Here is a 20,307-nt window from a genome sequence, read left to right on the forward strand (position 1 = left end):
GAAATGCGCATCCCTGGATTCGCCGTCGAGCCGGCGACATACAGAGCGAACGCCGGCGACCTGATCCTCCCCCAGCAGTTCACCTGCGAGGAGGAACTGGGCCCGGTCTGCCGTCACCACTGCCGGGGCGCGAGCAACTTCCCTGCGTGCGTGCGGCGGTGCCTGAAGCTGGCCTGCTCGAACAAGTGGTGACCTGATACGGGCCTTCCGGATTCACCCGCCCACGTCCGGGCCCGGAGGAATCGGAATAACCTTCCGCTATCGCCCCCACCCCATCTTGTAACGACGACCTTGTGACGGTGATGCGCCGTGACACTTCCCGGATTCGCTTCCACAGCACCCGCCCCGACTACCTGGCGGGACACATCAGGTGATCGACTGCACCCGCAAATGGACATGCACTGCGAAACGCTTTGCACCAATCTGTGCGCGAACGCTTGCGAGAACGCGCCCCCCTGGGAAGCGGGCGACTGCCTGAGTGGCTGCACAGCCCTGTGCGTCGACGAGTGCGAGCCGCCCCACCTCCTGCCCGTGTAGCCCGGCCGCTCCACCCGGCGGCCAGAGGAAGGGGCGCCCATGGACCTCCTGGACCTGGCGGGCCCCATGGACTTGGCCGGCCTCACGCCTCTCATGGCCCGCACCCCTGGCCGGCCCTCGGTTGTCGTCGGCCTGATCGACGGCCGTGTGGCCCTGGACCACCCCGCCTTCGCGGGCCACCCGGTCCGGGAACTGCGCCCGGCCGCGGGTACGGGAGGCTGCCGCCGCGCCGACATCTGCTGCGCGCACGGCACCGCCGTCGCCGGGGTCATCGCCGGCGGCAGGGGTGTCTGCCCTCGCTGCACCCTGATGTCCCGGCCCCTCTTCGCGGATCGCCCGGCCGACGGCGGGCCCGCGACCTGCCTCTCCGGCGTGAGGACGGGAGAACTGGCCGACGCGATCACGGAGAGCGTCGACGCCGGCGCCCATGTCCTCAACCTCAGCATGGCCCAGCCCGCGCCGTCCGGGTTCCGCGACCGGACGCTGGAGGCAGCCCTCGACCACGCCGCCGACCGGGGCGTGATCCTCGTCGTCGCCGCCGGAAACCAGAGCCGGATGCACGCCTCCGCCCTCACCGACCACCCGTGGGTCATCCCGGTGACCGCGTACGACCGCGCCGGGCACCCCATGCCGCAGTCCAATCTGAGTGCGTCCATCGGCCGCCACGGAGTCGGCGCCCCCGGCGATCGCATCCCCGGCCCGGGACTCGGCGACCGCCCCTTCCTCCTGAGCGGTACGAGTGCCGCGGCGCCCTTCGTCACGGGCACGGTCGCCCTCCTCCGCTCGGCCGTCCCCGAAGCCACCGCAGCGGCCGTGCGGTACGCGCTGACCCACGGCCCCGGCCGACGGCGCTCGGTGTCCCCGCCGCTGCTGGACGCATGGGCCGCGTACAAGGCACTTCGCGGCGTGTCCTAGTACCTCCTGCACCAAGCGGACGGTGTGGATCATTTCCCCGCGTCGTCGAACCCTCGGGCCGCAGCAACCTTGTCCGCAAGCGCCTGAAACTCCTCGATCGTGGCACCGCTGGACTCGAACACCTCCCGCTGCTCCTCGCCGAGGATCATCGAGGAGGAGGCCTTCGTGGTGGCAGCGGACAGAGGAGTGCTCCGATCATGAGACGTAGGTGGAAATCTGTTGTGGAGGCAAAGCAGCCAGTGACGCCGACGGCGGCCTGAGTGGCGGCAGGGCTTGAGTGGCGCCGACTTCGCGGCCGAGGGACGATGTTTGGGGAACCCAAGACACGCGAGGCTTGGGAGTGCAGCCATGAACGCAAAGCCCGCCTGCGGGCCGGAAAGAGACCCCGAGTTCTTCGGGGAAATCGAAAAGGTCTTCGCGAAGTACCCTGAGGCCGCCGGTAGATACGCGGTGAGATGCAAGAGGCTGGAGCTCGAAGTACTGAAGATCGATTTCCAAAAGCAAGTAGGGGTTACACGGATCGAGGACGGCCGCATCATTACGGAGTTCCTCGATCGCGACGAGGTCCTCAAGCGTGATAGTGAATCCCCCTGTTGCGAGTGGCCGGCGAACAACGACGGCACATGCAACCATCTTTGTGAAATGTGATTCACATAGAAGGCCAAGCAGCCAGGACGGTAAGGAAGAAGCCGCGCTCCCACTCAGGAGTCAATGCGCAACGTGAACTCGCTCAACGGACCACTTCCAGGCCCGGATGCGGATATGGCGCAGGGTGCCTTGCGTCCAGCGCGCGGGGTCGCCGTCGACCTCGTAGACCAGGCCCGCCAGGTGATGCGGTCGTCCGCGTCGACGTCGGCCTCAACCAGCAGGTGGACCAGGAGCCGCTCTTGAGCGGCTTCCCATGCCGGCGAAGGTCTCGAAGGTGCGGTCCGGCTGGACCCGGACCCGCCCCGACCACACACTCGTTGACTGCTGCCAGTCACGGTGACGGGTGCCGGGCTATGCCGACACCGCGCACCGAGTAGTCCGGATCCTCCTTGACCGTGGACAGGCCGAACATGATGTCCAGGCCGATGATGAGTGCCCGCAGGATCGGCCTGGGGGCGTCGGTCCGGTTGCTCCTCGGATTAGCTCTGCCGGGATCGCTTCAAGCGGGCCGCGCAGCCTGATCCAAGATCTCCGACCGGTCGGTCTCGTGGTTGGTCACGCCGCCGGTTCAGGAAGACCCCGTTTCCGTGGGTCACGCGGTGGGTCACGCGGAGCCTCATCAGACCCCGAAAAACAGAAAAACCCCAGGTCAACTGGGGTTCCTGCTGGTGTCCGAGGGGGGACTTGAACCCCCACGCCCGATAAAGGGCACTAGCACCTCAAGCTAGCGCGTCTGCCATTCCGCCACCCGGACAGGTGATCTCCCGCAGGGCGATCCCCGCGGCGACATGGAGAAGAATACCAAGGTTTCGGAGTGCTTCTACGCCTCTGCCCTGCGGAAACGTCCTCCCGCACCTGAAGCGGAACGCGGTGGCCCTTCACGCCCCCCAAGGGCCGAGGTTGCACGGCGCGAAGGCGGGCGCTGGCCGAAAGCAGTCCGCAAAAACAGAAAAACCCCAGGTCAACTGGGGTTTCTACTGGTGTCCGAGGGGGGACTTGAACCCCCACGCCCGATAAAGGGCACTAGCACCTCAAGCTAGCGCGTCTGCCATTCCGCCACCCGGACAGGTGATCTCCCGCGGAGCGATCCCCGCGGCGACATGGATAACAATACCAAGGTTTCGGAGTGCCTCTCACCTGGGTATCTGGTCGGGGAATAAGGTCCTTTTATGGGCAATACGGGGCAAACCTGGACGGTTGAGGCGGCCGGGAGCGGTCGGCGGCGGCCCCGGCCCCTGTCGCCTTTGCGGGAGCACCTGAGGGACACGTTCTGGTTCGCGCCCACGGTGGGGCTCCTCGGGGCGGCGGTGCTGGCCGCCGGGGTGCTGGAGCTGGACCGGTTCGTCGTCGGGGCCCTCAAGCAGGACGGGGACTACGGGGCGGTCGAGTCGCTGATCGGGATCGCCGACGACACCAAGACGATCATCACGACCGTCGGCTCGGCGATGCTGACCTTCATCGGTGTGGTGTTCTCGATCTCCCTGGTCGCGCTCCAGATGGCCAGCGGGCAGTTCTCCCCGCGCGTGGTGCGGCTGTACGTGCGCAGCCGGATCACCAAGTGCACCTTCGCCGTCTTCCTGGCGACGTTCCTGTTCGCCCTGCTGGTGCAGGCGTCGTACGAGGGGAACGAGGACCCGCGCACGGTCACCACGGTCCCGGTGTTCTCCAGCATCGTGTGCGTCGTGCTGGTGCTGGTGAGCCTGGGGCTGTTCATCGCGTACGTGAACTCCACGCTGCGGCTGATGCGGGTGAGCCATGTGATCGACCGGATCACGCGCGAGTCGTTCCGGGTGCTGGGCAGGTACGGCGTCCCCGACGACGAGCGGCCGGCGCTGGCGGAGCCGGGCGCGGAGGTCCTGCACTCGGGGCGGGCCGGAGTGCTGCGGGACGTACACATCGCCCGGCTGGTGAGGGTGGCGCGGCGGCACGGGGTCGTGTTGCGGCTGATCCCCCGGATCGGGGACTTCGTGGTGCCGGGGACGCCGGTGTTCGCGGTGCACGGCGGGGCCGCGCCGCCGCCGCGGGCGCTGCGGTACACGGTGTCCGTCGGCGTGGAGCGCACGTTTCACCAGGATCCAGGCTTCGGGCTGCGGCAGCTGTCGGACATCGCCCAGCGGGCCCTGTCGCCCGCCGTGAACGATCCGACGACGGCCGTACAGTGCCTGGACCGGATCACGCAGTTCCTCGCGGCCCTCGCCCGGCGGCCGCTGGGGGCGGTGCACCACTGCGACCGCCGGGGCGCCGTGCGGCTGGTGCAGGACGTGCCCGGGTGGGCGGACCTGGTCGACCTGGGCTTCGCGGAGATCCGCGGCTGCGCGACCGGCAGCCCGCAGGTGACCCGGCGGCTGGCGGCGGCCCTGGACGACCTGTGGCGCCTGGCCCCCGCGGGCCGGCGTCCTCCGCTGGAACGGCACCGGGCGCTGCTCGCGGACGCCGTGACGCGGGCGGTGCCGGACGGGGCGGACCGGGAATTCGCCTTGCTGCCGGACCGGCAGGGGATCGGGTAGCCCGGTCGGCGGTCGTCGTGGGCCCCGGCGGGGTCCGGCGGCGCCCCAGGGACAATGGAGCGGCCAGCAGCCCCTCGACCACCGGGACGGATCAGCTCATGGGACGGGTCACCGCACGACGCCGCGTCATCCGCATCCGGGACGGGGCCGTCAGTGCCCGTCCGGACACGCTGGTGACCGAGGAGCCCATGGAGATCCGGCTGAACGGCAAGCCGCTCGCCGTCACCATGCGCACGCCGGGCGACGACTTCGCGCTCGCCGCCGGGTTCCTCGTCAGTGAGGGCGTACTGGCCGCCGCCGACGAGATCGCCAACATCGTCTACTGCGCGGGGGCGACCGACGACGGATCCAACACGTACAACGTCGTCGACGTCCGGCTCGCGCCCGGTGTGCCCGTCCCCGACATCACGCTGGAGCGCAACGTCTACACGACGTCCTCGTGCGGGCTGTGCGGGAAGGCGAGCCTGGACGCCGTACGGACCACCGCCCGCCACGCCCTCTCCGACGGCCCGGCGGGCCCGATGCGGCTCGAACCCGCCCTGCTGGCCGGGCTCCCCGACCGGCTGCGGGAGGCGCAGCGCGTCTTCGACCGCACGGGCGGGCTGCACGCGGCCGCGCTGTTCACCGCGGACGGCGAGCTGCTGGACGTACGGGAGGACGTGGGGCGGCACAACGCGGTCGACAAGCTCGTCGGGCGGGCCCTCCAGCAGGGGATGCTGCCGCTGGCGGGGGCGGTGCTGCTGGTCTCCGGGCGGGCCTCGTTCGAGCTGGCGCAGAAGGCGGTGATGGCCGGGATCCCGGTGCTCGCGGCGGTGTCGGCGCCGTCGTCGCTGGCGGTGGACCTGGCCGTGGAGACCGGGATGACGCTGGTGGGCTTCCTGCGCGGGGCGTCGATGAACGTGTACGCGGGTGAGGAGCGCATCGTCCTGGGGGCGGAGCAGGCGGCGGCCTCCGGCTGACGCCCGGCCACTGCGGCGGCGGCTTCACGCCACCGGCCCCTCCTCCCGTTCCTCCGCCACACGGGCGAGCAGCGCGACGAACTGTTCCCGCTCGGCGGGGGTGAGCGCCGCGAGCAGCGCCCGGTTGGCCTCGTCGCCCAGCTGCGCGAGCCGGGCCAGGCAACTGCGGCCCTCGGCGGTGAGGGCGATGACGTTCTTGCGGCGGTCGTCGGGATCGGGGGTGCGGGTGACGAGCCGCATCCGCTGGAGGTCGTTGAGGATGCCGACCATGTCCTTGGGGTCGAAGCCGGTCTCGCGGCCCAGGGCGGCCTGGGCGACGGGGCCGATGTCGGCGACGGCGGCCAGCACGGCGTGATGCGGCATGCGCAGGCCCTCGTGGGCGAACGCCTCGCCGAGCAGGCGGCGGCCGCGGCCGGCGGCGCGGTTGAGGAGCCAGCTGGGGAGGGCGCGGATGCGGTCGAGCGCGGGCTCGTGGGGTTCGGTCGTCTTGTAGGGCTCGGTCGTCTCGAAGGGTTCGGTCATGGTGCGACCCTACCGACATATCCGTTGGGATCCCCAATAAAAAACGTTGGACATCCCAATGAAGATCGATCTATCGTTGGGACTCCCAACGAAAACCGTTGGGGTAACCCACAACACCCTGGAGGTGCGCCCCATGCGCCGTGTCCGCTATTACGAGAACGGTGGCCCCGAGGTCCTGCGCCTGGAGGAGACCGACGTCCCCGCCCCCGGACCGGGCGAGCTGCTCGTGCGCACCGAGGCCGTCGGCGTCACCCTCCCCGTCGTACGGAAGGTGCGCGGCGGCGGCCTCCCGCTGCCCGCGAGCCTGGGCGGCGAGGTCGCCGGGGAGGTCGTGGCGACCGGCCCGGACGTCACCGGCTTCGCGGTCGGCGACCGCGTCACCGGCCTGTGCTTCGGCGACGGGTACGCCGACCACTCCGTCCTGCTGGCCGCGATGACCTCCCCCGTGCCCGAGGGCGCGACCGCCACGGACGCCGTCGCCCTCGTCCGCTGCGGCCTGGTGGCCCGCGGGGCGTACGCGGCGGCCCGCCCGGCCCCCGGCGAGTCCGTCCTGGTGACGGGCGCGGCCAGCGGCGCGGGCCACCTCGCCGTGCAGCTCGCCAAGGAGCTCGGCGGCGGCCGGGTCGTGGCGGCCGTCAGCTCCGCGGCCGCCGAGGCCAAGGCCGCCTTCCTGCGCGAACTGGGCGCGGACCACGTCGTCACCTACGACGAGCTCGCCCACGAGCCCGCGGACCGCTGGGGCGGCCCCGTCGACATCGTCCTCGACGCGGTCGGCGGCGAGCTCCTCCCCACCGCCGTCGCCGCACTCGCACCCGGCGGCCGGCTCGTCGCGTACAGCTCGGGCGGCGGGACGATCGAGGCGTACGACCTGCTCGTCGGCGCGAAGTCCGCGATCGGCTTCCAGATGGCGCTGATCGCCCGCCACCGGCCGGAGCTGATGGAGCAGTGGCGGCTGGAGCTGTGGGAGTTGTTCGCCTCCGGGCGGCTGCGGCCGCGCGTCCACGCCGAGCTGCCCCTGGAGGCCGCCGCGAAGGCGCACGAGCTCATCGAGTCGCGCGTCAACCTGGGCAAGGTCGTCCTGCGGCCGGCGTGAGCCTTTGCGCAGCCCCTCCCCCGCTCCGCCCCGCACTCCCCTCCGCACGCGAGCTCGCACATGAACTCGTATGGGCTCTTCGGCCGAGTCTTCCTTGTGTGACAGTCGTACGAGACCTACGTTCGGCCTCATGGCGCCGCCGCACGTCCGCACTGTTCCCGCCACCCCCCGGAACCCCGTCAGGAACGCGCTCGCAGCAGCCGCGTTGGCGGGCCTCGCGAGCTCCCTCCTCGTACCGCCCCCGGCCCGGGCCACCGACACCGGGTTCACGGACACCGGGTTCGAAGAGCGGGTCCTCTTCAAGGCCGGGCCGGAGGCGGCGGACGGGGACGCCTACGCCTGCTTCCGCATCCCCGCCCTGGTCACCACCGTCCGCGGCACCGTCCTCGCCTTCGCCGAGGGCCGGAAGCGCGACTGCAGCGACGCCACCGACATCGACGTCGTCGTCAAGCGCTCGGACGACGCCGGCCGCACGTGGAGCCCGCTGCGCGTCGTGGACGAGGGGCTCGGCGACACCCACGGCAACCCCGCGCCCGTCGTGGACGGCCGCAGCGGCCGGATCACGCTCCTCACCACGCACAACAAGGGCCGCCCCGGCGGCGGCAACTGCGACGTGCCCTGCGACCGCACCCCCCACCTCCAGTACAGCGACGACGACGGCGCCCACTGGTCGGAGCCGGAGGACCTGACGCGGGAGCTGCGCCCGCCCGGCTGGAACTCCTGGTACGCCACCGGGCCCGGCCACGGCATCCGGCTCGCGCACGGCCCGCACCGCGGCCGCCTGGTCGTCGGCCTCAACGCCGAGAGCCACGACGGCACGCGCGTCCACGCCAACCACGCGGCGCTCGCCCTCAGCGACGACGGGGGCGCGCACTGGCGCCTCGGGGCGGTGGACAGCCATCCGACCGCCCCGGACGGCACGTACGCGCAGAAGCCGTCCGAGCTGACGCTCGCCGAGCGGAACGACGGCGCGGTGTACGCGGGCGGGCGCGAGCAGGACGGCACCGAGCTCGGCAACCGCGACTTCGCCGTCAGCCCCGACGGGGGCACGGCGTTCGCCGGGCCGTTCCGGTCCGTCCCGGACCTCTACACGCCCATGGTGCAGGGGTCCGTGGCCGTGCTGCGGCCCGGGCGCTGGCTGTTCGCGTCGCCCGCCGACCCCGACCGGCGGCGCTCGATGACGATCCGCTCCTCCTACGACGAGGGGCGCACGTGGGAGGGCGTGGAGCAGGGCAGGCTCGTCACCCCCGACTGGGCGGGCTATTCCGACATGGCAGTGGTGGACGGGGGCGGGGACCGGGACGGCTACGGGCACGGGGCTACGGCCGGGCTGCTGTACGAAGCGGGCCGGGGCAACGCGCGGGACGAGATCCGGTTCGCCCGCTTCACCGAGGAGTGGCTGGGCCCGCGCCCCGGGCCGCCGCCCACGACGCCGGACCGGGCGCCGGGCGCGCGGGACGCGTACGTCCTGGGAGGCCCGCGCCCGGTCCGGGGCCGCTCCGGCGGGGGCCTCGCCTTCGACGGGGTGGACGACGCGGTGCGGCTGCCCTACCGGGCCTCCCTCCCGCTGGGGGCGCGGGACTTCACAGCGGCGTTGTGGTTCCGTTCGTCGCCCAAGGCGATTCGAGCCGCCGAGCAGCCTCTGCTGTGGATGGGCGGCATGGGCGGCGCGCCCCAGGTAGCGCTGCGGGTGGCGCCCGGCGGGCGGGTGACCGGGCAGGTGACGGCGGTCGCCGGGGCGGGACCGGCCCGTACGGCGGTCGTCCGGTCGGCCGCGTACGGCGACGGGCTGTGGCACCGGGTCGTGCTGCGGCGCGGCGGCGGGAGGATCGTCCTCACCGTGGACGGGGCCGCTTCGTCGGTGCCCGGCGTGCCGGGGACGGTCAGCCGCAACTCGACGTTCGGGGTGCACCTGGGGCAGCGCCCGGACGGCCGGGCGTGGCTGACCGGCGAGCTGGACGACGTACGGGTGTACGGGCGGGCGCTGACGGACGGCGAGGTGGCGCGGCTGGGGCGGTCGGGGCAGCCGGGATTGCCGGGGCAGCCAAGACTGCCGGGACTGCCGGGACTGCCGGGGCTTTCGCTGCGGGCAGGAGGGCCGGACCCGTCCCGCGACCTGCTGCTGTGGCTGCCGCTGGACCGCGTTGACGGCCCTGTTCTCCCGAAGCTGCTGCGAAGTGACAAGTAACTCAGCGTGTCGTGAGGGCCGTGACTTCTGTGCGAGGTTCAGGCACCTCGCTGCCGGTGAGAGCGGCGAAGTTGGCGTGGGCCTGTTCGATGGCTTCGGGGTACGCCACCCGTTTCTCGTGCTCGGCGAGTGCGCGGTAGATGCTGGCGACGGACGGGCTCTGCCCCTTGCGCTTGCCGGTAGGGATGATCAGGGCGGGCTGGATCTGCTCGACGGACTCGCCGTTCGCCCGCCTGCGGAGCACGGTGTGCAGCATGTCCTCGGTGATGACTGGCGGCCGGCCGCCGTGCTTGCCCTTGCGTGCCGCGGTGTCGAGCCCTTCCAGGGTCGACTCCCGGATGTTCTCCCGCTCGGTCTCCGCCATCGCCGCGAAGAACGCGAAGAGCAGCTTCCCCGGACCGGTGGGGTCGTAGATGCCGGGTAGGGGTCCGGCCAGCATTTCCAGCACCAGGCCGTGCGCGGTGAGGTGGTCGGCGAGCGCAGTCAGCTCGGCGGCGTCCCGGCCGAGCCGCTTCATCTCGTAGACGGTGAAGATGACCCGGCAGTGCGGAGCGTGCGCCTTGACCTCTCGCGCCGTCCTCAGCGCCTCCTCGAACTTGGGGCGGACCCGCACCCGGGTGCTGATCTTCTCGCTGAAGATCTTGTCCCTCGGGACGCCGTGCTTGCTGAGCGCGTCGAGCTGGGAGTCGAGTTCCTGCCCAAGCGTCGAGCACCGTGCGTACCCGATGCGGATGTCCGCGCTCGGCAGGTCCGGGTCGATCGGCGCCGGCGGCGGGGTGCCCGGCCGCCAAGGTCGGCCCGGTCCGCGGTCGGCGGGGGTCGGCACCCGCAACGCCTTCCTCAGTCGGGGCACCATCGTGAAGCGGCGGGTGTGGTAGGCGGAGGCGACCGCGCCACCGCGCGAGCGGCACGGCGAGCCGGGCTGCGCGGCACACTTCGGACAGGCGTGCCGTTCGACGTCGTCCGCGTCCGACCCGTCGGCCGGGGAAGGCTGCTGAGGGTCCGTCATGCCCCAGATTTTCGCACAATGCAAGTCTCAGAAGGGGGTCCGTCCCGCTTTTGAGTGAGAACGGGTTCTGAGAACGAATCCGGGTCCGGCGAAGCTTCGGTGGCCTGCTGTTGATCTTGCTCGCGCAAAGGACCGTTTATGAGAGTACGTGGCTTCGGCCGGCGAGCTTCGGCAACTGAGGTGCTTGGTGTTCAGCGAGATGGCGTTACCAGGCCGATCTCGTAGGCAGTGATGACAAGTTGGACCCGGTCGCGGGCTTCGAGTTTGGTGAGTAGCCGCGCTACGTGTGCCTTTGCGGTGGCCACGCTGATGTAGAGGTGGGCGGCGATCTCGCTGTTGGACATGCCGCGTCCGACGAGGGTCAGTACCTCGCGTTCTCTCTCGGTGATGTTCCCGACCGGTCGTGGGTGAGGGGCTGGTTCGGGGCGGGCGGCGAACTCTGCGATCAGGCGGCGCGTGACGCTTGGGGCGATCAGAGCGTCTCCGGCGGCGACCACGCGGATCGCCCCGAGGATGTCGTCCAGTGCCATGTCCTTGACCAGGAATCCGCTCGCACCCGCTCGGAGCGCGCCGTAGATGTACTCGTCGTCGTCGAACGTGGTGAGGATAAGGACGCGCGTCGCTCCAGCGGCTGCCGTGATCAGCCCAGTGGCTTCGATACCGTCCATGCCTGGCATGCGGATGTCCATCACCGCCACGTCGGGCTCCGTGTTCCGGACCAGCTGGACCGCTTCGGCGCCGGTTCCAGCCTCTCCCACGACGTCGATGTCGGGGGCGTCTGCCATCAGGACGCGCAGACCGCTGCGGACCAATGGCTGGTCGTCGGCGAGCACGACGCGGACCGTCATGAGATGTGCACTCCTTCGGAGAGGGGGAGCCGGGCTGCCACGCGAAAGCCGCCCTCGGGTCGTGGCCCGGCGGTGAACTGGCCGCGTAGCAGGGTGACGCGTTCCCGCATTCCGGTGATGCCGTATCCGGTGCCGGAGGTGGGGCCGCCGCGGCCGTCGTCGGCGACCTCGATGGCCAGTTCGCCGGCTTGGTAGCCGATGGTGACGCGGCAGTCGGGGGTGCCCGCGTGGCGTACGACGTTGGTGAGGGCCTCCTGGACGATGCGGAAGGCGGCCAGGTCGATATCGGGGGGCAGGGGCCGTCGTTCTCCGAGCCATCGCACGTCGGCATGGACGCCTGCGTCCTTCGCCGAGGCGGTCAGCCGGTCGAGGTCGGCCAGCCCCGGGGCAGGCTCGCGCGGCGCGGCCTGCGCCCCGGGGCCCGGTTCGGTGCGGCGCAGTGCGCCCAGGGTGCGCCGCAGCCCGGCGAGGGTTTCCCTGCTGGTGTCTTCGATGGTGGCCAGCGCGTTGCGGGCCTCGTCCGGCTGTGTGTCGATGACCCGGCGGCCCATGCCTGCCTGGATGGCGATGACGCCGATGCTGTGCGCGATCATGTCGTGCAGCTCACGGGCGATCCGGAGCCGTTCGGCGGCGACGGCCTGGGCGGCGGTCTGCGAGCGCAGTGCCGCGGCGTGCTCTCGGCGTTCGCGAACCGAATGGCCGGTCATCCAGGCGGCGGCGAGCGCCAGGACGAGGACCACGACCGTGCGGGCGAATCCGCCCGTACCGGTCCCGAGGCGTGCGGCAAAGGCGACCTGTACGCCGAGCGTCGTGACGGCAGCGGCGACCGCGATGCGGCGAGGCCGGGTGGCCACGACGTATCCGATGGCGAGGTCGTTTGCCAGAACCAGCAGATACACGACCTGCCAGAACGGGGTCGTCGTCGCCGTGACGTACGTACCCAGGAGCATCAGTGCCAGGGCCGGCAGTGGGCGGCGGCGCAGCAGTCCGAGAGGCAGGACCGTGACCGCGGCCGCCGAGACGAAGGGCAAGCCGGGGGAGTCGAAGGGCGTGCCGCGTGCCGCGAAGAACAGCACGAAGGGGTAGGCGATCGCCCCGCACCAGGCCAGAGCCGCCCGCGCGGCCGGCCGCAGGTGCCAGGACAGCAGGGGACGCGGCTTGGCGGACATGGGGCGATCGTAATCGCCTGACCAGCGGCGGCACATTGGCCCGTGGGCGTACGCCCACGGGATACCAGCCCTCCCGCGAGTGCAGCCGACGGGCCGATGCCGGACGGACGCCCTCCCCGGCACCGTTGGCCGGGTGATCGAAGTCAACGAACTGACCAAGCGATACGGCAAGACCACCGCCGTCAACGGCCTGACCTTCACCGTGCGCCCCGGGCACGTCACCGGGTTCCTCGGTCCCAACGGTGCCGGCAAGAGCACCACGCTGCGGATGCTCCTCGGCCTGACCGAACCCACCAGCGGCACCGCCACTATCGACGGTCACCTGTTCCGGGACCACCCACGCGGACTGCGTCACGCCGGTGCCCTGCTCGACGCCCATGACGTCCACGGCGGTCGCAGCGCAGCGGCCTACCTGTCCGCCCTGGCCCGCAGCAACGGTATCCCGCGGCGCCGGGTGGACGAGGTCCTTGAGGAGGTAGGACTGGCTCCCGCGGCCCGGCGCCGCATCGGCGGGTTCTCCCTGGGCATGAAGCAACGGCTCGGCATCGCCACGGCCCTTCTCGGCGACCCTCCGGTGCTGCTGTTCGACGAGCCGGTCAACGGCCTGGACCCGGAGGGCGTGCGGTGGGTACGCGGCCTGTTCAGGCGACTGGCCGCCGAGGGGCGCACCGTGTTCGTCTCCAGCCACCTGATGAGCGAGATGCAGAACACCGCCGAGCACCTGATCGTCATCGGCCGGGGCAAACTGATCGCCGACGAGAGCGTGACGGAGTTCGCGGCCCGCGGAACCCGCCAGAGCGTGACCGCGCGGACAACCGACACCGCCGGGCTGGCAGCTGTGCTCGAAGCCGAGGGCGCTTCGGTACAGCCGGACGCCTCGGGCGCAGAGGAGTGGCTCACCGTGACCGGCCTGAGCGCGGCTCGCATCGGGGAACTCGCCTCCCACCACCGCATCGTGCTCCTTGAGCTGGCCACCCGCACCTCCTCACTGGAGGAGGCGTTCATGGAACTCACCGCCGACAGCGTCGAATACCTCGCAGGAGAATCCCGATGACCTCGACCACCACACAGCAGACGGGGGCCTCGACCGCCCCGCGCGCCGCCGAGCCCGGCGCCCGCTTCCGGGACCTCCTCGCCGCCGAGTGGATCAAGCTCTGGTCGCTGCGGTCTATTTCCTGGGCGTTCGGGATCAGCGCGCTGGTCATCATCGCCATCAACATCAGCGCAGCCGTCGCGGACTACAACAACTGGCCGACCTACAACGAAGGGATCCGGGCCCTCTTCGTTCCGATCTGGGCCATGCGGGACGCCTTCACCATCGGCGCCTGCATGGTCCTGATACTCGCCACCGGCAGCATCGGCGCCCTCACGGTCGTCGGCGAGTACAGCACCGGACAGATCCGCACGACTTTCGCGGCGGTACCGGCCCGCCGGTCGGTCGTCGCGGCCAAGATGGCCGTCGTGACGGCAGTCATGCTCGTCTACGGCACCGTCGTCGCGGGAACCTCGTTCGGCGCGACACAGGCCATTCTGTCCGGTCGGGGCATCGGTCTGTCCCTCGGCTACCCCGGCGCGCTCCGCGCCGTCGCGGCGTCCGCCCTGCTCGCTCCGGTGTGCGCGCTCGTCGGGATGGGCCTCGGCGCCCTCATCCGGCACACCGCAGCCACCCTCGTGACGTTCACCGGAATCCTTCTGCTGCTGCCCTTCCTCCTCAACGACCGCCACCGCTGGTCGTCCGCCATCCTTCACGCGCTGCCCCGCAGTGCGTGGGAACGACTGGTGCAGATGGGCGACCCTTTCGAATCGGCCCCCTACCCGGCGACCATCAGCGGGTCGTGGATCGTGTACGCGGCTTGGCCCCTCGCCGCAGCAGTCGTCGCTGTGGTCGCCGTCCGCCGGCACGATCCGTGAGCCCGCAGGGATTGACCGCCAAAGATGTACACCGGGCCATTGCAGCAGGCTCTTGGTCCGTACTCGCCAGGTGCCAGGCGGGAGTGTGACGCCCCCGCCCCACGCTCAGGCTTCCGGCCAGGTCGTGCCACGCGGTGTGCTGGTTGAGGGGCCTGCGAGTCGGACGCCGTACGAGGACCGGGCACCGTGGCCGCCGCGGCGGCGAGGGCGAGGTGGGAGTTCATGTCCAGCTCGAACCGGCCGTAGGGGTTCACGTGCATCCAGAACAGCGGGGACAAGGCCCGCCGGTCGGCGTCGGTGAGCCGCTTCTGCCACTTCTCCTCGCTCAGAATGTCCTGGAGGAGCAGAGTGTTGACGTGCACCAACGCGGACTGGAGCAGGTGCAGCGCCAACATCGAGACCTCCTGGCTCTCCCTGTCGGAGCCGGTCAGATCGCCGTCCTTGCCGTAGAACAGATCGTGGTTGGCGGAGTTCCAGTTCTCCACGACCTGGAGCCCATCGTTGATCTCACGACGCAGGTCGGCGTCCGCGAGGTAGTCGCAGATGAACGCCGTACGCCCGCCCGCCCCAGTTCCTCGATCGCCCGGTAGGTGGGGTGCTTCGGCCCGCCGCGAGTGAAGCGGCGCAGGACCTGTTCGGCCTCGGCGGTGCCCAGGCGCAGGGCGGTGGTGTACTTCACGATCTGGTCGTACTGCTGGCGGATCAGGTCCCAGGCGATCGTCTTGGTCGACAGCACCGGCGCCAGGTTCGGCCACTTCTCGTCCTCCCCGGCCGCCGGCCGGTACAGGCGTGCCGAGCCGACGTTCTTCAGCCGGGGCAGCAGGTTGAAGCCGAGCATGTGGGCGAAGGCGAACCCGACGATGGAGGCGCCGTTCGTGTCGGTGTACTGCCGGTCGATCTCCACGTCCGTGCAGTGCCGCAGCACACCCTCGATCATCGCGGCGACCTCGGACGCCGAGCAGGACTTGAGCTGGCTGTAGACGCACAGCGACTTCTTCTCGACGTGCCAGTAGATCATCACGCCGGGCCCGCGGTACCGCTGGTGCCACTCGGTCATGAAGTTGCTGGACCAGGAGCCGAACTTCTTGGAGTCGCTCGCGCAGGCGGTGCCCTCGCCCCACCACGCCGCATCACGGGCGGCGAAGGTGGCGTTGACCAGCCGCACCAGCGCCGCGCGCAGGTTCGTCCGGTTGACGAACAGGTGCCGCACCCGCCGCAGGACGGCCTCGCTCTCGCCGTGCTTGCCGGTGACCGCGACCCGCTTGATGCCCATGTTCGTCCCCAGGGCGAACAGCACCAGCAGCAGCCGGCGCCGCAGCACCGCCTTCGGTACCGCCTCCCTGGTGGCGACCGAGGTGAACTCGCCGGTGAAGCCGGTGGCGAACTCGGCCTCCTTGAGGATGTCGATCAGGTCGATGGTGCCCCAACGGCGTTCGATCTCCGCCTTCAGCGCGACCAGGTTCTCCGGCTCCTCCTGCTTGCCCAGCGGCGAGACCTTGATCCACGGCTCGCCGTGCCGGCGGACGATGTCCACCCCGCCCGTGGTGCCCACCTCCAGCGCCGCATCGAAGCGGGCCAGGGCCTCGCCCAGCCCGCTTCTGAAGGGCCCCGATGAACTTCTCCGGGTCCTGCGGCTGGCGGATCGCGTCGTAGTGGACATCGCGGTTGTCCTCGAAGTCCGGTGGCAGGTCGTCCTCCGGGTTCTGCCACCGGTTCGCGCCCGGCACCCAGATCTCCCGCCGCCGCAGCGCGTCCCGCAGCGCCACGAGCACGCACAGCTCGTACGGGATGCGCTCGACCCGGCCGCGCTCGTCCACCACCGCCTTGCGCCACTCATCGCGCACCACCCCGCCCAGCGGGATCTTCTCCGCCTCGTCGAAGAACGCGCCCTCCTTGGCGATGGGCTGGTCCAGGTACCGCTTGAGCAGGTCGATGGCGTTCATCACCGGCCGGTAGGCGGTGTTGTTGCACTTCAGCTCCAGGGCGTTCAGCAGCGGTGAGAGCATCCGCCGCCAGTGGTTGGAGTACGACGAGCGCAGCACCGTACGCACCCGGGCCCGGTAGCGTGCCTCGTTCGCCGCCGCCTCCGCCGCCAGGGCCTTCAGCGTGGACTCCCCGGCCACCGGATAGATCACCTTGCGGACCGTGCCGCCCGGCTCGGCGACCGCCGCCTCCGCCAGCCGCAGCAGGATGCCCTCCTTGCCGCGGACCCGCTTCATCTCCTTGTTGAACTCGCCCTCGACCTTCTTCTCCGCCCGTGTGTTGATTTTCTGCACGAGCTGGATGAACAGCTCCACCAGCGAGTCGGTGATCTCCGTCTCCCGCACGTGGCACAGCGTGGACAGCAGCGTGTAGCGCACTGGGCCGGCCGCCGCCCGCAGGTCCGAGGGGTACTCCTTCGACGCCCGTGCCCGCCAGGCTGCCACCAGCTTCTCCGACATGTCCCCGAACAGCTCCGGCGGCAGCTCCAGCGCGCGGACCCGCTGGAGCTTGTTCACCTCTGCCAGCAGGCTGTCCAGCCCCAGCGCGCCCGGATCGGCCTTCAGCTCGGTGAAGAACGTGCCTCCGCCGCCCGTGCTGTCCTCGCTCACGTCGGCGTCGTCGGCGATCAGGTCATCCAGCCGGGACCGGGTCACCGCGGACAGCCGGCCCACCGTGATCGCGCAGAACCGCTCCTCGAAGGTGCTGACCGCCGACCCCACCAGGCAGGCGATACGCCCCGGCGTCGGCGGCTCCAGCCGGTCCTTTCGGCAGCGGGCCACCACCGCCTCCGCCAGCCGGTCCCTCGACAGTTCCACCCCGCACAGCTCCACCGTCAGCCACTCGGCGAGTTGGGCCTGGTCCTCCTCCGTGCACTCGCGGAAGCCGAACGCGCCCCGGATCTCCACCCGGTGCCGCTTGATCGCCCGCCCCGCCCAGTCGTACGCGGCCCACTCCTCCGCCGGTACCTTCACTTGCTGGGCGACGTACGCCACCGCTGGCGCGGGTATCTCCTCGGCGTTCTCCGGGAACCGGGCCTCCACCTCGAAGAACTTCAGCAACGGTGCGAACCCCAACCGGTTCGCCCCCGACTTGTTCCGCAGCCGCTCCTGGTCCTCCTCCAGCAGCGTCCCGACCTCGATCAGGTCCTCCGGCTCCCGCTCCTGCCGCACCCCGGGCTCCTTCCGGTCGTCATGACCGGACCAACGTCGCCGAGCAAGACCCCTGATGAGCCCAGAAGATCGAAAACACTGACAAGCACACCCCAGATCCACTACAGAGAGCTACTTGTCACTTCGCGGCGGCTTCGGGAGAACAGGGCCTTGACCGCGTCGGCCGCATTGACCACGTCGGCCATGCTGACCACATCGGCCACGCCCGTCGCATCGACCGCTCTCAGGCCGCCCGGGAAAGCGACGGCGCGGCGGGCCCCGGCTCCGGCAGCGGCTCGCGCCCGTAGCGCTTCGCGAGGACCGCGCCGACCATCAGCTGCATCTGGTGGAAGAGCATCAGCGGCAGCACGGCCAGGCTCGCCTGGGCCCCGAAGAGGACGCCCGCCATGGGCAGGCCGGCCGCCAGGCTCTTCTTCGAGCCGCAGAAGACGATGGCGAGCCGGTCCTCGCGGCCGAAGCCGAGCCACCGCGAGCCGCACGTGGTGACCGTCAGCATGAGGCCCAGCAGGACGGCCTCCACGCCCAGGAGGGCCAGCAGCCGCAGCGGGGTGACCTCGTGCCAGATGCCGCGGACCATGCCCGCGCTGAAGGCCGAGTAGACGACCAGGAGGATCGAGCCGCGGTCCACGTAACCGAGGACCTTCTTGTGCCGGGTGAGGAAGCCGCCCACCCGGCGGCGCAGCAACTGCCCCGCGAGGAACGGCACGAGGAGCTGCAGCACGATCGACAGCAGGGAGCGGGCCGAGAAGCCGCCGCCGCTGTTGCCCAGGAGGAGAGCGGCAAGGAGGGGAGTGAGGGCGATTCCCACAATGCTGGAGAACGAGCCCGCGCACACCGCCGCCGCCACGTTGCCGCGCGCCATGGAGGTGAAGGCGATCGAGGACTGGATGGTCGACGGCACGAGGCACAGGAACAGCAGTCCGGAGTGCAGTTGCGGCGTCAGGACGACGGGGACGAGGCCGCGGGCGGCCAGGCCGAGGAGCGGGAACAGCACGAAGGTGCAGCCGAGGACCGTGACGTGCAGCCGCCAGTGGCGCAGGCCGTCCAGGGCCTCGCGGGTGGAGAGACGGGCGCCGTAGAGGAAGAACAGGAGCGCCACGGCACCGGTGGAGGCGCCGCCGGCGACGGTCGCCGCCTGGCCTCTGGCGGGCAGGAGGGCGGCGAGGGCGACGGTGCCCAGGAGGGCCGCTATGTACGGGTCGACGGGGAGGCGGAAGCGGAAGCGCGACGGCATGGCCCCAGCCTGGTGTCCGCGCCGCCTATGTGGAACCCCGTTTGCCGCTCTGACTGTCATCACGAATGGCGATGAGCGCGCGATGCGCGGCCTACGCTGGTGCCGTGTTCGATCCCGTGCAGCTCCGTACGTTCCTGGCCGTCGCGCAGACGCTGAGCTTCACCCGGGCCGCCGGCCGCCTGGGCGTGCGGCAGTCGACGGTGAGCCAGCAGGTCCGCCGGCTGGAGGCCGCGGCCGGCCGGCAGCTGTTCGTCCGCGACACGCACAGCGTGCGGCTGACCGAGGACGGCGAGGCCATGCTGGGCTTCGCCCGCACGATCCTGGAGGCCAACGAGCGGGCCGCCCACTGGTTCGCGGGCACCCGGCTGCGCGGGCGGCTGCGGTTCGGGGCGTCGGAGGACTTCGTCCTCACCCGGCTGCCCGAGGTCCTGGAGGGCTTCCGGCGCGAGCACCCCGAGATCGACTTGGAGCTGACCGTCGACCTGTCGGAGACCCTGCAGAAGCGGCTGGCCGCAGGCCGGCTGGACCTCGTCCTCGTCAAGCGCCACCCCGACGGCGAGCCGCACGGGCGGCTCGTGTGGCGGGACCGGCTCGTGTGGATCGGCAGCGAACGGCTCCGCCTGGACCCGCACCGGCCGCTGCCGCTGGTCGCGTTCCCGCCGCCCGCGGTGACCCGGGCGCGCGCCCTGGACGTGCTGGAGCGCAGCGGCCGGTCGTGGCGGGTGGTCTGCACGAGCGGCAGCCTCAGCGGCCTGGTCGCGGCGGCCCGCGCGGGCCTCGGCGTCATGGCCCACACCCTCGGCATGATCCCGCCGGGCCTGGTCCGCCTGGCCCCCGGTCCCGGCCTGCCAGACCTCGGCGAGGTCGACGTGGTGCTGCTGCACGGGGCCCCTCCGGGGAGTACGGCGCGGGGGGCGGCGGAGGCCTTGGCGCAGGCGGTCCTGGCGGCGGGCGACAGGCTGCAGGGGTAGCGCGGGTCGCGTCCGGCTACGGGGTCGCTGGTTTTTGTTCGCGGGCCTGAGCGTTCACTGCGGGATGCCCGGCACCACTGTCAGCGCCCAGGCCCGCGAGCAGGCGCAGCGCGTCCTCGGCGGGGCTGCCGGGGACCGCGGACAGCACCAGCAGTTCCATGCCCGACTCGTCCGGTAGCGCGAAGTTCTCATGGTGCAGTTCCAGCAGTCCGACCAGCGGGTGCCGGTACGCCTTGCGCCCATGGGTGCGGGCGCGCACGTCCGCGCGGGCCCAGAGGCGGCGGAAGCGCTCGCTGCCCATCGCCAGTTCGCCGATGAGCGAGGCCAGGCGCGGGTCCTCGGGGTACTTTCCGGCGGCCAGGCGCAGGTGCCCGACCACCTCGAGGCCCTGCTCGGATGGCTGGGTCGCGCGGCCCTGCTCCAGACGTACGTAGTAGTCGACGCTGACTCCGGACAGGTGCGCGACCTCTTCGCGGCGCAGGCCCTGTACCCGGCGGCGGCTGTCGGTGGGGATGCCGGCAGCCGCCGGGTCGACCCGGGAACGCCGGGTCCGCAGGAAGCCCGCAAGATCGTCCATGGCCCCAGTGTGGCCTCGGTGCTGCCCGTGAAGGTGGCCCTGCCAATACCAGGAAGTCCCGTCCGCA

18 protein-coding genes, 2 tRNA genes and 1 pseudogene are annotated in these 20,307 nt (G+C 71.1%); 10 read left to right on the forward strand and 11 right to left on the reverse strand.

Going from position 1 to position 20,307, the window contains the following annotated elements:
• Positions 1–3 precede the first annotated feature (3 nt).
• From ACOTKD_RS19540 to ACOTKD_RS19550, 3 genes are all read left to right on the forward strand, one after another.
• Complete coding sequence (locus tag ACOTKD_RS19540) at positions 4–192, forward strand: hypothetical protein (protein ID WP_424890257.1); 189 nt, start codon at positions 4–6, stop codon at positions 190–192.
• 384 nt (positions 193–576) lie between these two features.
• A complete protein-coding gene (locus tag ACOTKD_RS19545) occupies positions 577–1,452 on the forward strand; it encodes a S8 family serine peptidase (protein ID WP_424890258.1) in 876 nt (291 codons plus the stop codon).
• A gap of 348 nt (positions 1,453–1,800) precedes the next feature.
• Complete coding sequence (locus ACOTKD_RS19550) at positions 1,801–2,100, forward strand: hypothetical protein (RefSeq protein WP_424890259.1); 300 nt, start codon at positions 1,801–1,803, stop codon at positions 2,098–2,100.
• 666 nt (positions 2,101–2,766) lie between these two features.
• Here the strand turns inward: ACOTKD_RS19550 and ACOTKD_RS19555 are convergent.
• Both ACOTKD_RS19555 and ACOTKD_RS19560 read right to left on the reverse strand, forming a co-directional pair.
• Positions 2,767–2,854: transfer RNA gene (locus ACOTKD_RS19555), tRNA-Leu, on the reverse strand.
• A gap of 224 nt (positions 2,855–3,078) precedes the next feature.
• Positions 3,079–3,166: transfer RNA gene (locus tag ACOTKD_RS19560), tRNA-Leu, on the reverse strand.
• A 103-nt stretch (positions 3,167–3,269) separates the two neighbouring features.
• On the opposite strand from ACOTKD_RS19560, the gene ACOTKD_RS19565 reads away from it, so the two are divergent.
• Positions 3,270–4,607: a DUF2254 domain-containing protein gene (locus ACOTKD_RS19565; protein WP_424890260.1), complete on the forward strand. Its 1,338-nt coding sequence runs from the start codon at positions 3,270–3,272 to the stop codon at positions 4,605–4,607.
• A 98-nt stretch (positions 4,608–4,705) separates the two neighbouring features.
• Positions 4,706–5,566 carry a formate dehydrogenase accessory sulfurtransferase FdhD gene (gene fdhD / locus ACOTKD_RS19570; protein ID WP_424890261.1) on the forward strand — a complete coding sequence of 287 codons (861 nt, stop codon included), beginning with the start codon at positions 4,706–4,708 and terminating at the stop codon, positions 5,564–5,566.
• 24 nt (positions 5,567–5,590) lie between these two features.
• Here fdhD and ACOTKD_RS19575 read toward each other — a convergent pair whose 3' ends face one another.
• The gene (locus ACOTKD_RS19575) at positions 5,591–6,088 is read right to left on the reverse strand and encodes a MarR family winged helix-turn-helix transcriptional regulator (protein WP_424890262.1); all 498 of its coding nucleotides are present in this window, start codon (positions 6,086–6,088) and stop codon (positions 5,591–5,593) included.
• A 133-nt stretch (positions 6,089–6,221) separates the two neighbouring features.
• On the opposite strand from ACOTKD_RS19575, the gene ACOTKD_RS19580 reads away from it, so the two are divergent.
• Together ACOTKD_RS19580 and ACOTKD_RS19585 are read left to right on the forward strand one after the other, a co-directional pair.
• Positions 6,222–7,181, forward strand: a complete 960-nt coding sequence (locus ACOTKD_RS19580) for a quinone oxidoreductase family protein (protein WP_424890263.1) — start codon at positions 6,222–6,224, stop codon at positions 7,179–7,181.
• 130 nt (positions 7,182–7,311) lie between these two features.
• Complete coding sequence (locus ACOTKD_RS19585; protein ID WP_424890264.1) at positions 7,312–9,369, forward strand: exo-alpha-sialidase; 2,058 nt, start codon at positions 7,312–7,314, stop codon at positions 9,367–9,369.
• A gap of 1 nt (position 9,370) precedes the next feature.
• On the opposite strand, the gene ACOTKD_RS19590 is transcribed toward ACOTKD_RS19585, so the two are convergent.
• The 3 genes from ACOTKD_RS19590 to ACOTKD_RS19600 all read right to left on the reverse strand — a co-directional run bounded on the left by ACOTKD_RS19590 (position 9,371) and on the right by ACOTKD_RS19600 (position 12,395).
• Complete coding sequence (locus tag ACOTKD_RS19590; RefSeq protein ID WP_424890265.1) at positions 9,371–10,378, reverse strand: recombinase family protein; 1,008 nt, start codon at positions 10,376–10,378, stop codon at positions 9,371–9,373.
• Positions 10,379–10,569: 191 nt separating this feature from the next.
• Positions 10,570–11,226, reverse strand: a complete 657-nt coding sequence (locus ACOTKD_RS19595; RefSeq protein WP_424890266.1) for a response regulator — start codon at positions 11,224–11,226, stop codon at positions 10,570–10,572.
• Positions 11,223–12,395 (reverse strand): sensor histidine kinase, encoded by a 1,173-nt coding sequence (locus ACOTKD_RS19600; protein WP_424890267.1) that lies wholly within the window; start codon positions 12,393–12,395, stop codon positions 11,223–11,225. The genes ACOTKD_RS19595 and ACOTKD_RS19600 overlap by 4 nt, the downstream gene beginning before the upstream one ends.
• Before the next feature lie 133 nt (positions 12,396–12,528).
• Here ACOTKD_RS19600 and ACOTKD_RS19605 point away from each other — a divergent pair, with 133 nt between their 5' ends.
• Complete coding sequence (locus ACOTKD_RS19605) at positions 12,529–13,449, forward strand: ABC transporter ATP-binding protein (RefSeq protein ID WP_424890268.1); 921 nt, start codon at positions 12,529–12,531, stop codon at positions 13,447–13,449.
• Positions 13,446–14,306, forward strand: coding sequence for an ABC transporter permease (locus ACOTKD_RS19610; RefSeq protein WP_424890269.1), 861 nt, complete (start codon positions 13,446–13,448; stop codon positions 14,304–14,306). The genes ACOTKD_RS19605 and ACOTKD_RS19610 overlap by 4 nt, the downstream gene beginning before the upstream one ends.
• Here ACOTKD_RS19610 and ACOTKD_RS19615 read toward each other — a convergent pair.
• The 4 genes and pseudogenes from ACOTKD_RS19615 to ACOTKD_RS19630 form a co-directional block, all read right to left on the reverse strand.
• Entirely contained in the window at positions 14,207–14,851 is a 645-nt protein-coding gene (locus ACOTKD_RS19615) for a Tn3 family transposase (protein ID WP_424890493.1), read from the reverse strand. The genes ACOTKD_RS19610 and ACOTKD_RS19615 overlap by 100 nt on opposite strands.
• Positions 14,734–16,143, reverse strand: coding sequence for a Tn3 family transposase (locus ACOTKD_RS19620; protein ID WP_424890494.1), 1,410 nt, complete (start codon positions 16,141–16,143; stop codon positions 14,734–14,736). The genes ACOTKD_RS19615 and ACOTKD_RS19620 overlap by 118 nt, the downstream gene beginning before the upstream one ends.
• Positions 16,144–17,059: 916 nt before the next feature.
• A pseudogene (locus ACOTKD_RS19625) lies at positions 17,060–17,560 on the reverse strand (DUF4158 domain-containing protein); the annotation flags it as partial.
• A gap of 121 nt (positions 17,561–17,681) precedes the next feature.
• On the reverse strand, positions 17,682–18,692 hold the full coding sequence (locus ACOTKD_RS19630) for a bile acid:sodium symporter family protein (protein WP_424890270.1): 1,011 nt from the start codon (positions 18,690–18,692) through the stop codon (positions 17,682–17,684).
• Positions 18,693–18,796: 104 nt separating this feature from the next.
• Here ACOTKD_RS19630 and ACOTKD_RS19635 point away from each other — a divergent pair, with 104 nt between their 5' ends.
• Complete coding sequence (locus ACOTKD_RS19635; RefSeq protein WP_424890271.1) at positions 18,797–19,663, forward strand: LysR substrate-binding domain-containing protein; 867 nt, start codon at positions 18,797–18,799, stop codon at positions 19,661–19,663.
• A 16-nt stretch (positions 19,664–19,679) separates the two neighbouring features.
• Here ACOTKD_RS19635 and ACOTKD_RS19640 read toward each other — a convergent pair whose 3' ends face one another.
• Positions 19,680–20,240 carry a helix-turn-helix domain-containing protein gene (locus ACOTKD_RS19640; protein ID WP_424890272.1) on the reverse strand — a complete coding sequence of 187 codons (561 nt, stop codon included), beginning with the start codon at positions 20,238–20,240 and terminating at the stop codon, positions 19,680–19,682.
• Positions 20,241–20,307 lie beyond the last annotated feature (67 nt).

The sequence above is a fragment of the Streptomyces sp. XH2 genome (genome assembly GCF_049725035.1).
In the GTDB taxonomy this organism is placed as follows: Bacteria; Actinomycetota; Actinomycetes; order Streptomycetales; family Streptomycetaceae; genus Streptomyces; species Streptomyces roseoverticillatus.

Bases quoted from the DNA above. Each gene is read 5' to 3' on its own strand.
- ACOTKD_RS19545 (WP_424890258.1), top strand. From the start codon at position 577: ATGGACCTCCTGGACCTGGCGGGCCCCATGGACTTGGCCGGCCTCACG.
- ACOTKD_RS19580 (WP_424890263.1), top strand. From the start codon at position 6,222: ATGCGCCGTGTCCGCTATTACGAGAACGGTGGCCCCGAGGTCCTGCGC.
- ACOTKD_RS19600 (WP_424890267.1), bottom strand. From the start codon at position 12,395: ATGTCCGCCAAGCCGCGTCCCCTGCTGTCCTGGCACCTGCGGCCGGCC.
- ACOTKD_RS19585 (WP_424890264.1), top strand. From the start codon at position 7,312: ATGGCGCCGCCGCACGTCCGCACTGTTCCCGCCACCCCCCGGAACCCC.
- ACOTKD_RS19640 (WP_424890272.1), bottom strand. From the start codon at position 20,240: ATGGACGATCTTGCGGGCTTCCTGCGGACCCGGCGTTCCCGGGTCGAC.
- fdhD (WP_424890261.1), top strand. From the start codon at position 4,706: ATGGGACGGGTCACCGCACGACGCCGCGTCATCCGCATCCGGGACGGG.
- ACOTKD_RS19550 (WP_424890259.1), top strand. From the start codon at position 1,801: ATGAACGCAAAGCCCGCCTGCGGGCCGGAAAGAGACCCCGAGTTCTTC.
- ACOTKD_RS19610 (WP_424890269.1), top strand. From the start codon at position 13,446: ATGACCTCGACCACCACACAGCAGACGGGGGCCTCGACCGCCCCGCGC.
- ACOTKD_RS19595 (WP_424890266.1), bottom strand. From the start codon at position 11,226: ATGACGGTCCGCGTCGTGCTCGCCGACGACCAGCCATTGGTCCGCAGC.
- ACOTKD_RS19620 (WP_424890494.1), bottom strand. From the start codon at position 16,143: ATGAGTGGCGCAAGGCGGTGGTGGACGAGCGCGGCCGGGTCGAGCGCA.
- ACOTKD_RS19540 (WP_424890257.1), top strand. From the start codon at position 4: ATGCGCATCCCTGGATTCGCCGTCGAGCCGGCGACATACAGAGCGAAC.
- ACOTKD_RS19590 (WP_424890265.1), bottom strand. From the start codon at position 10,378: ATGACGGACCCTCAGCAGCCTTCCCCGGCCGACGGGTCGGACGCGGAC.
- ACOTKD_RS19630 (WP_424890270.1), bottom strand. From the start codon at position 18,692: ATGCCGTCGCGCTTCCGCTTCCGCCTCCCCGTCGACCCGTACATAGCG.
- ACOTKD_RS19575 (WP_424890262.1), bottom strand. From the start codon at position 6,088: ATGACCGAACCCTTCGAGACGACCGAGCCCTACAAGACGACCGAACCC.
- ACOTKD_RS19565 (WP_424890260.1), top strand. From the start codon at position 3,270: ATGGGCAATACGGGGCAAACCTGGACGGTTGAGGCGGCCGGGAGCGGT.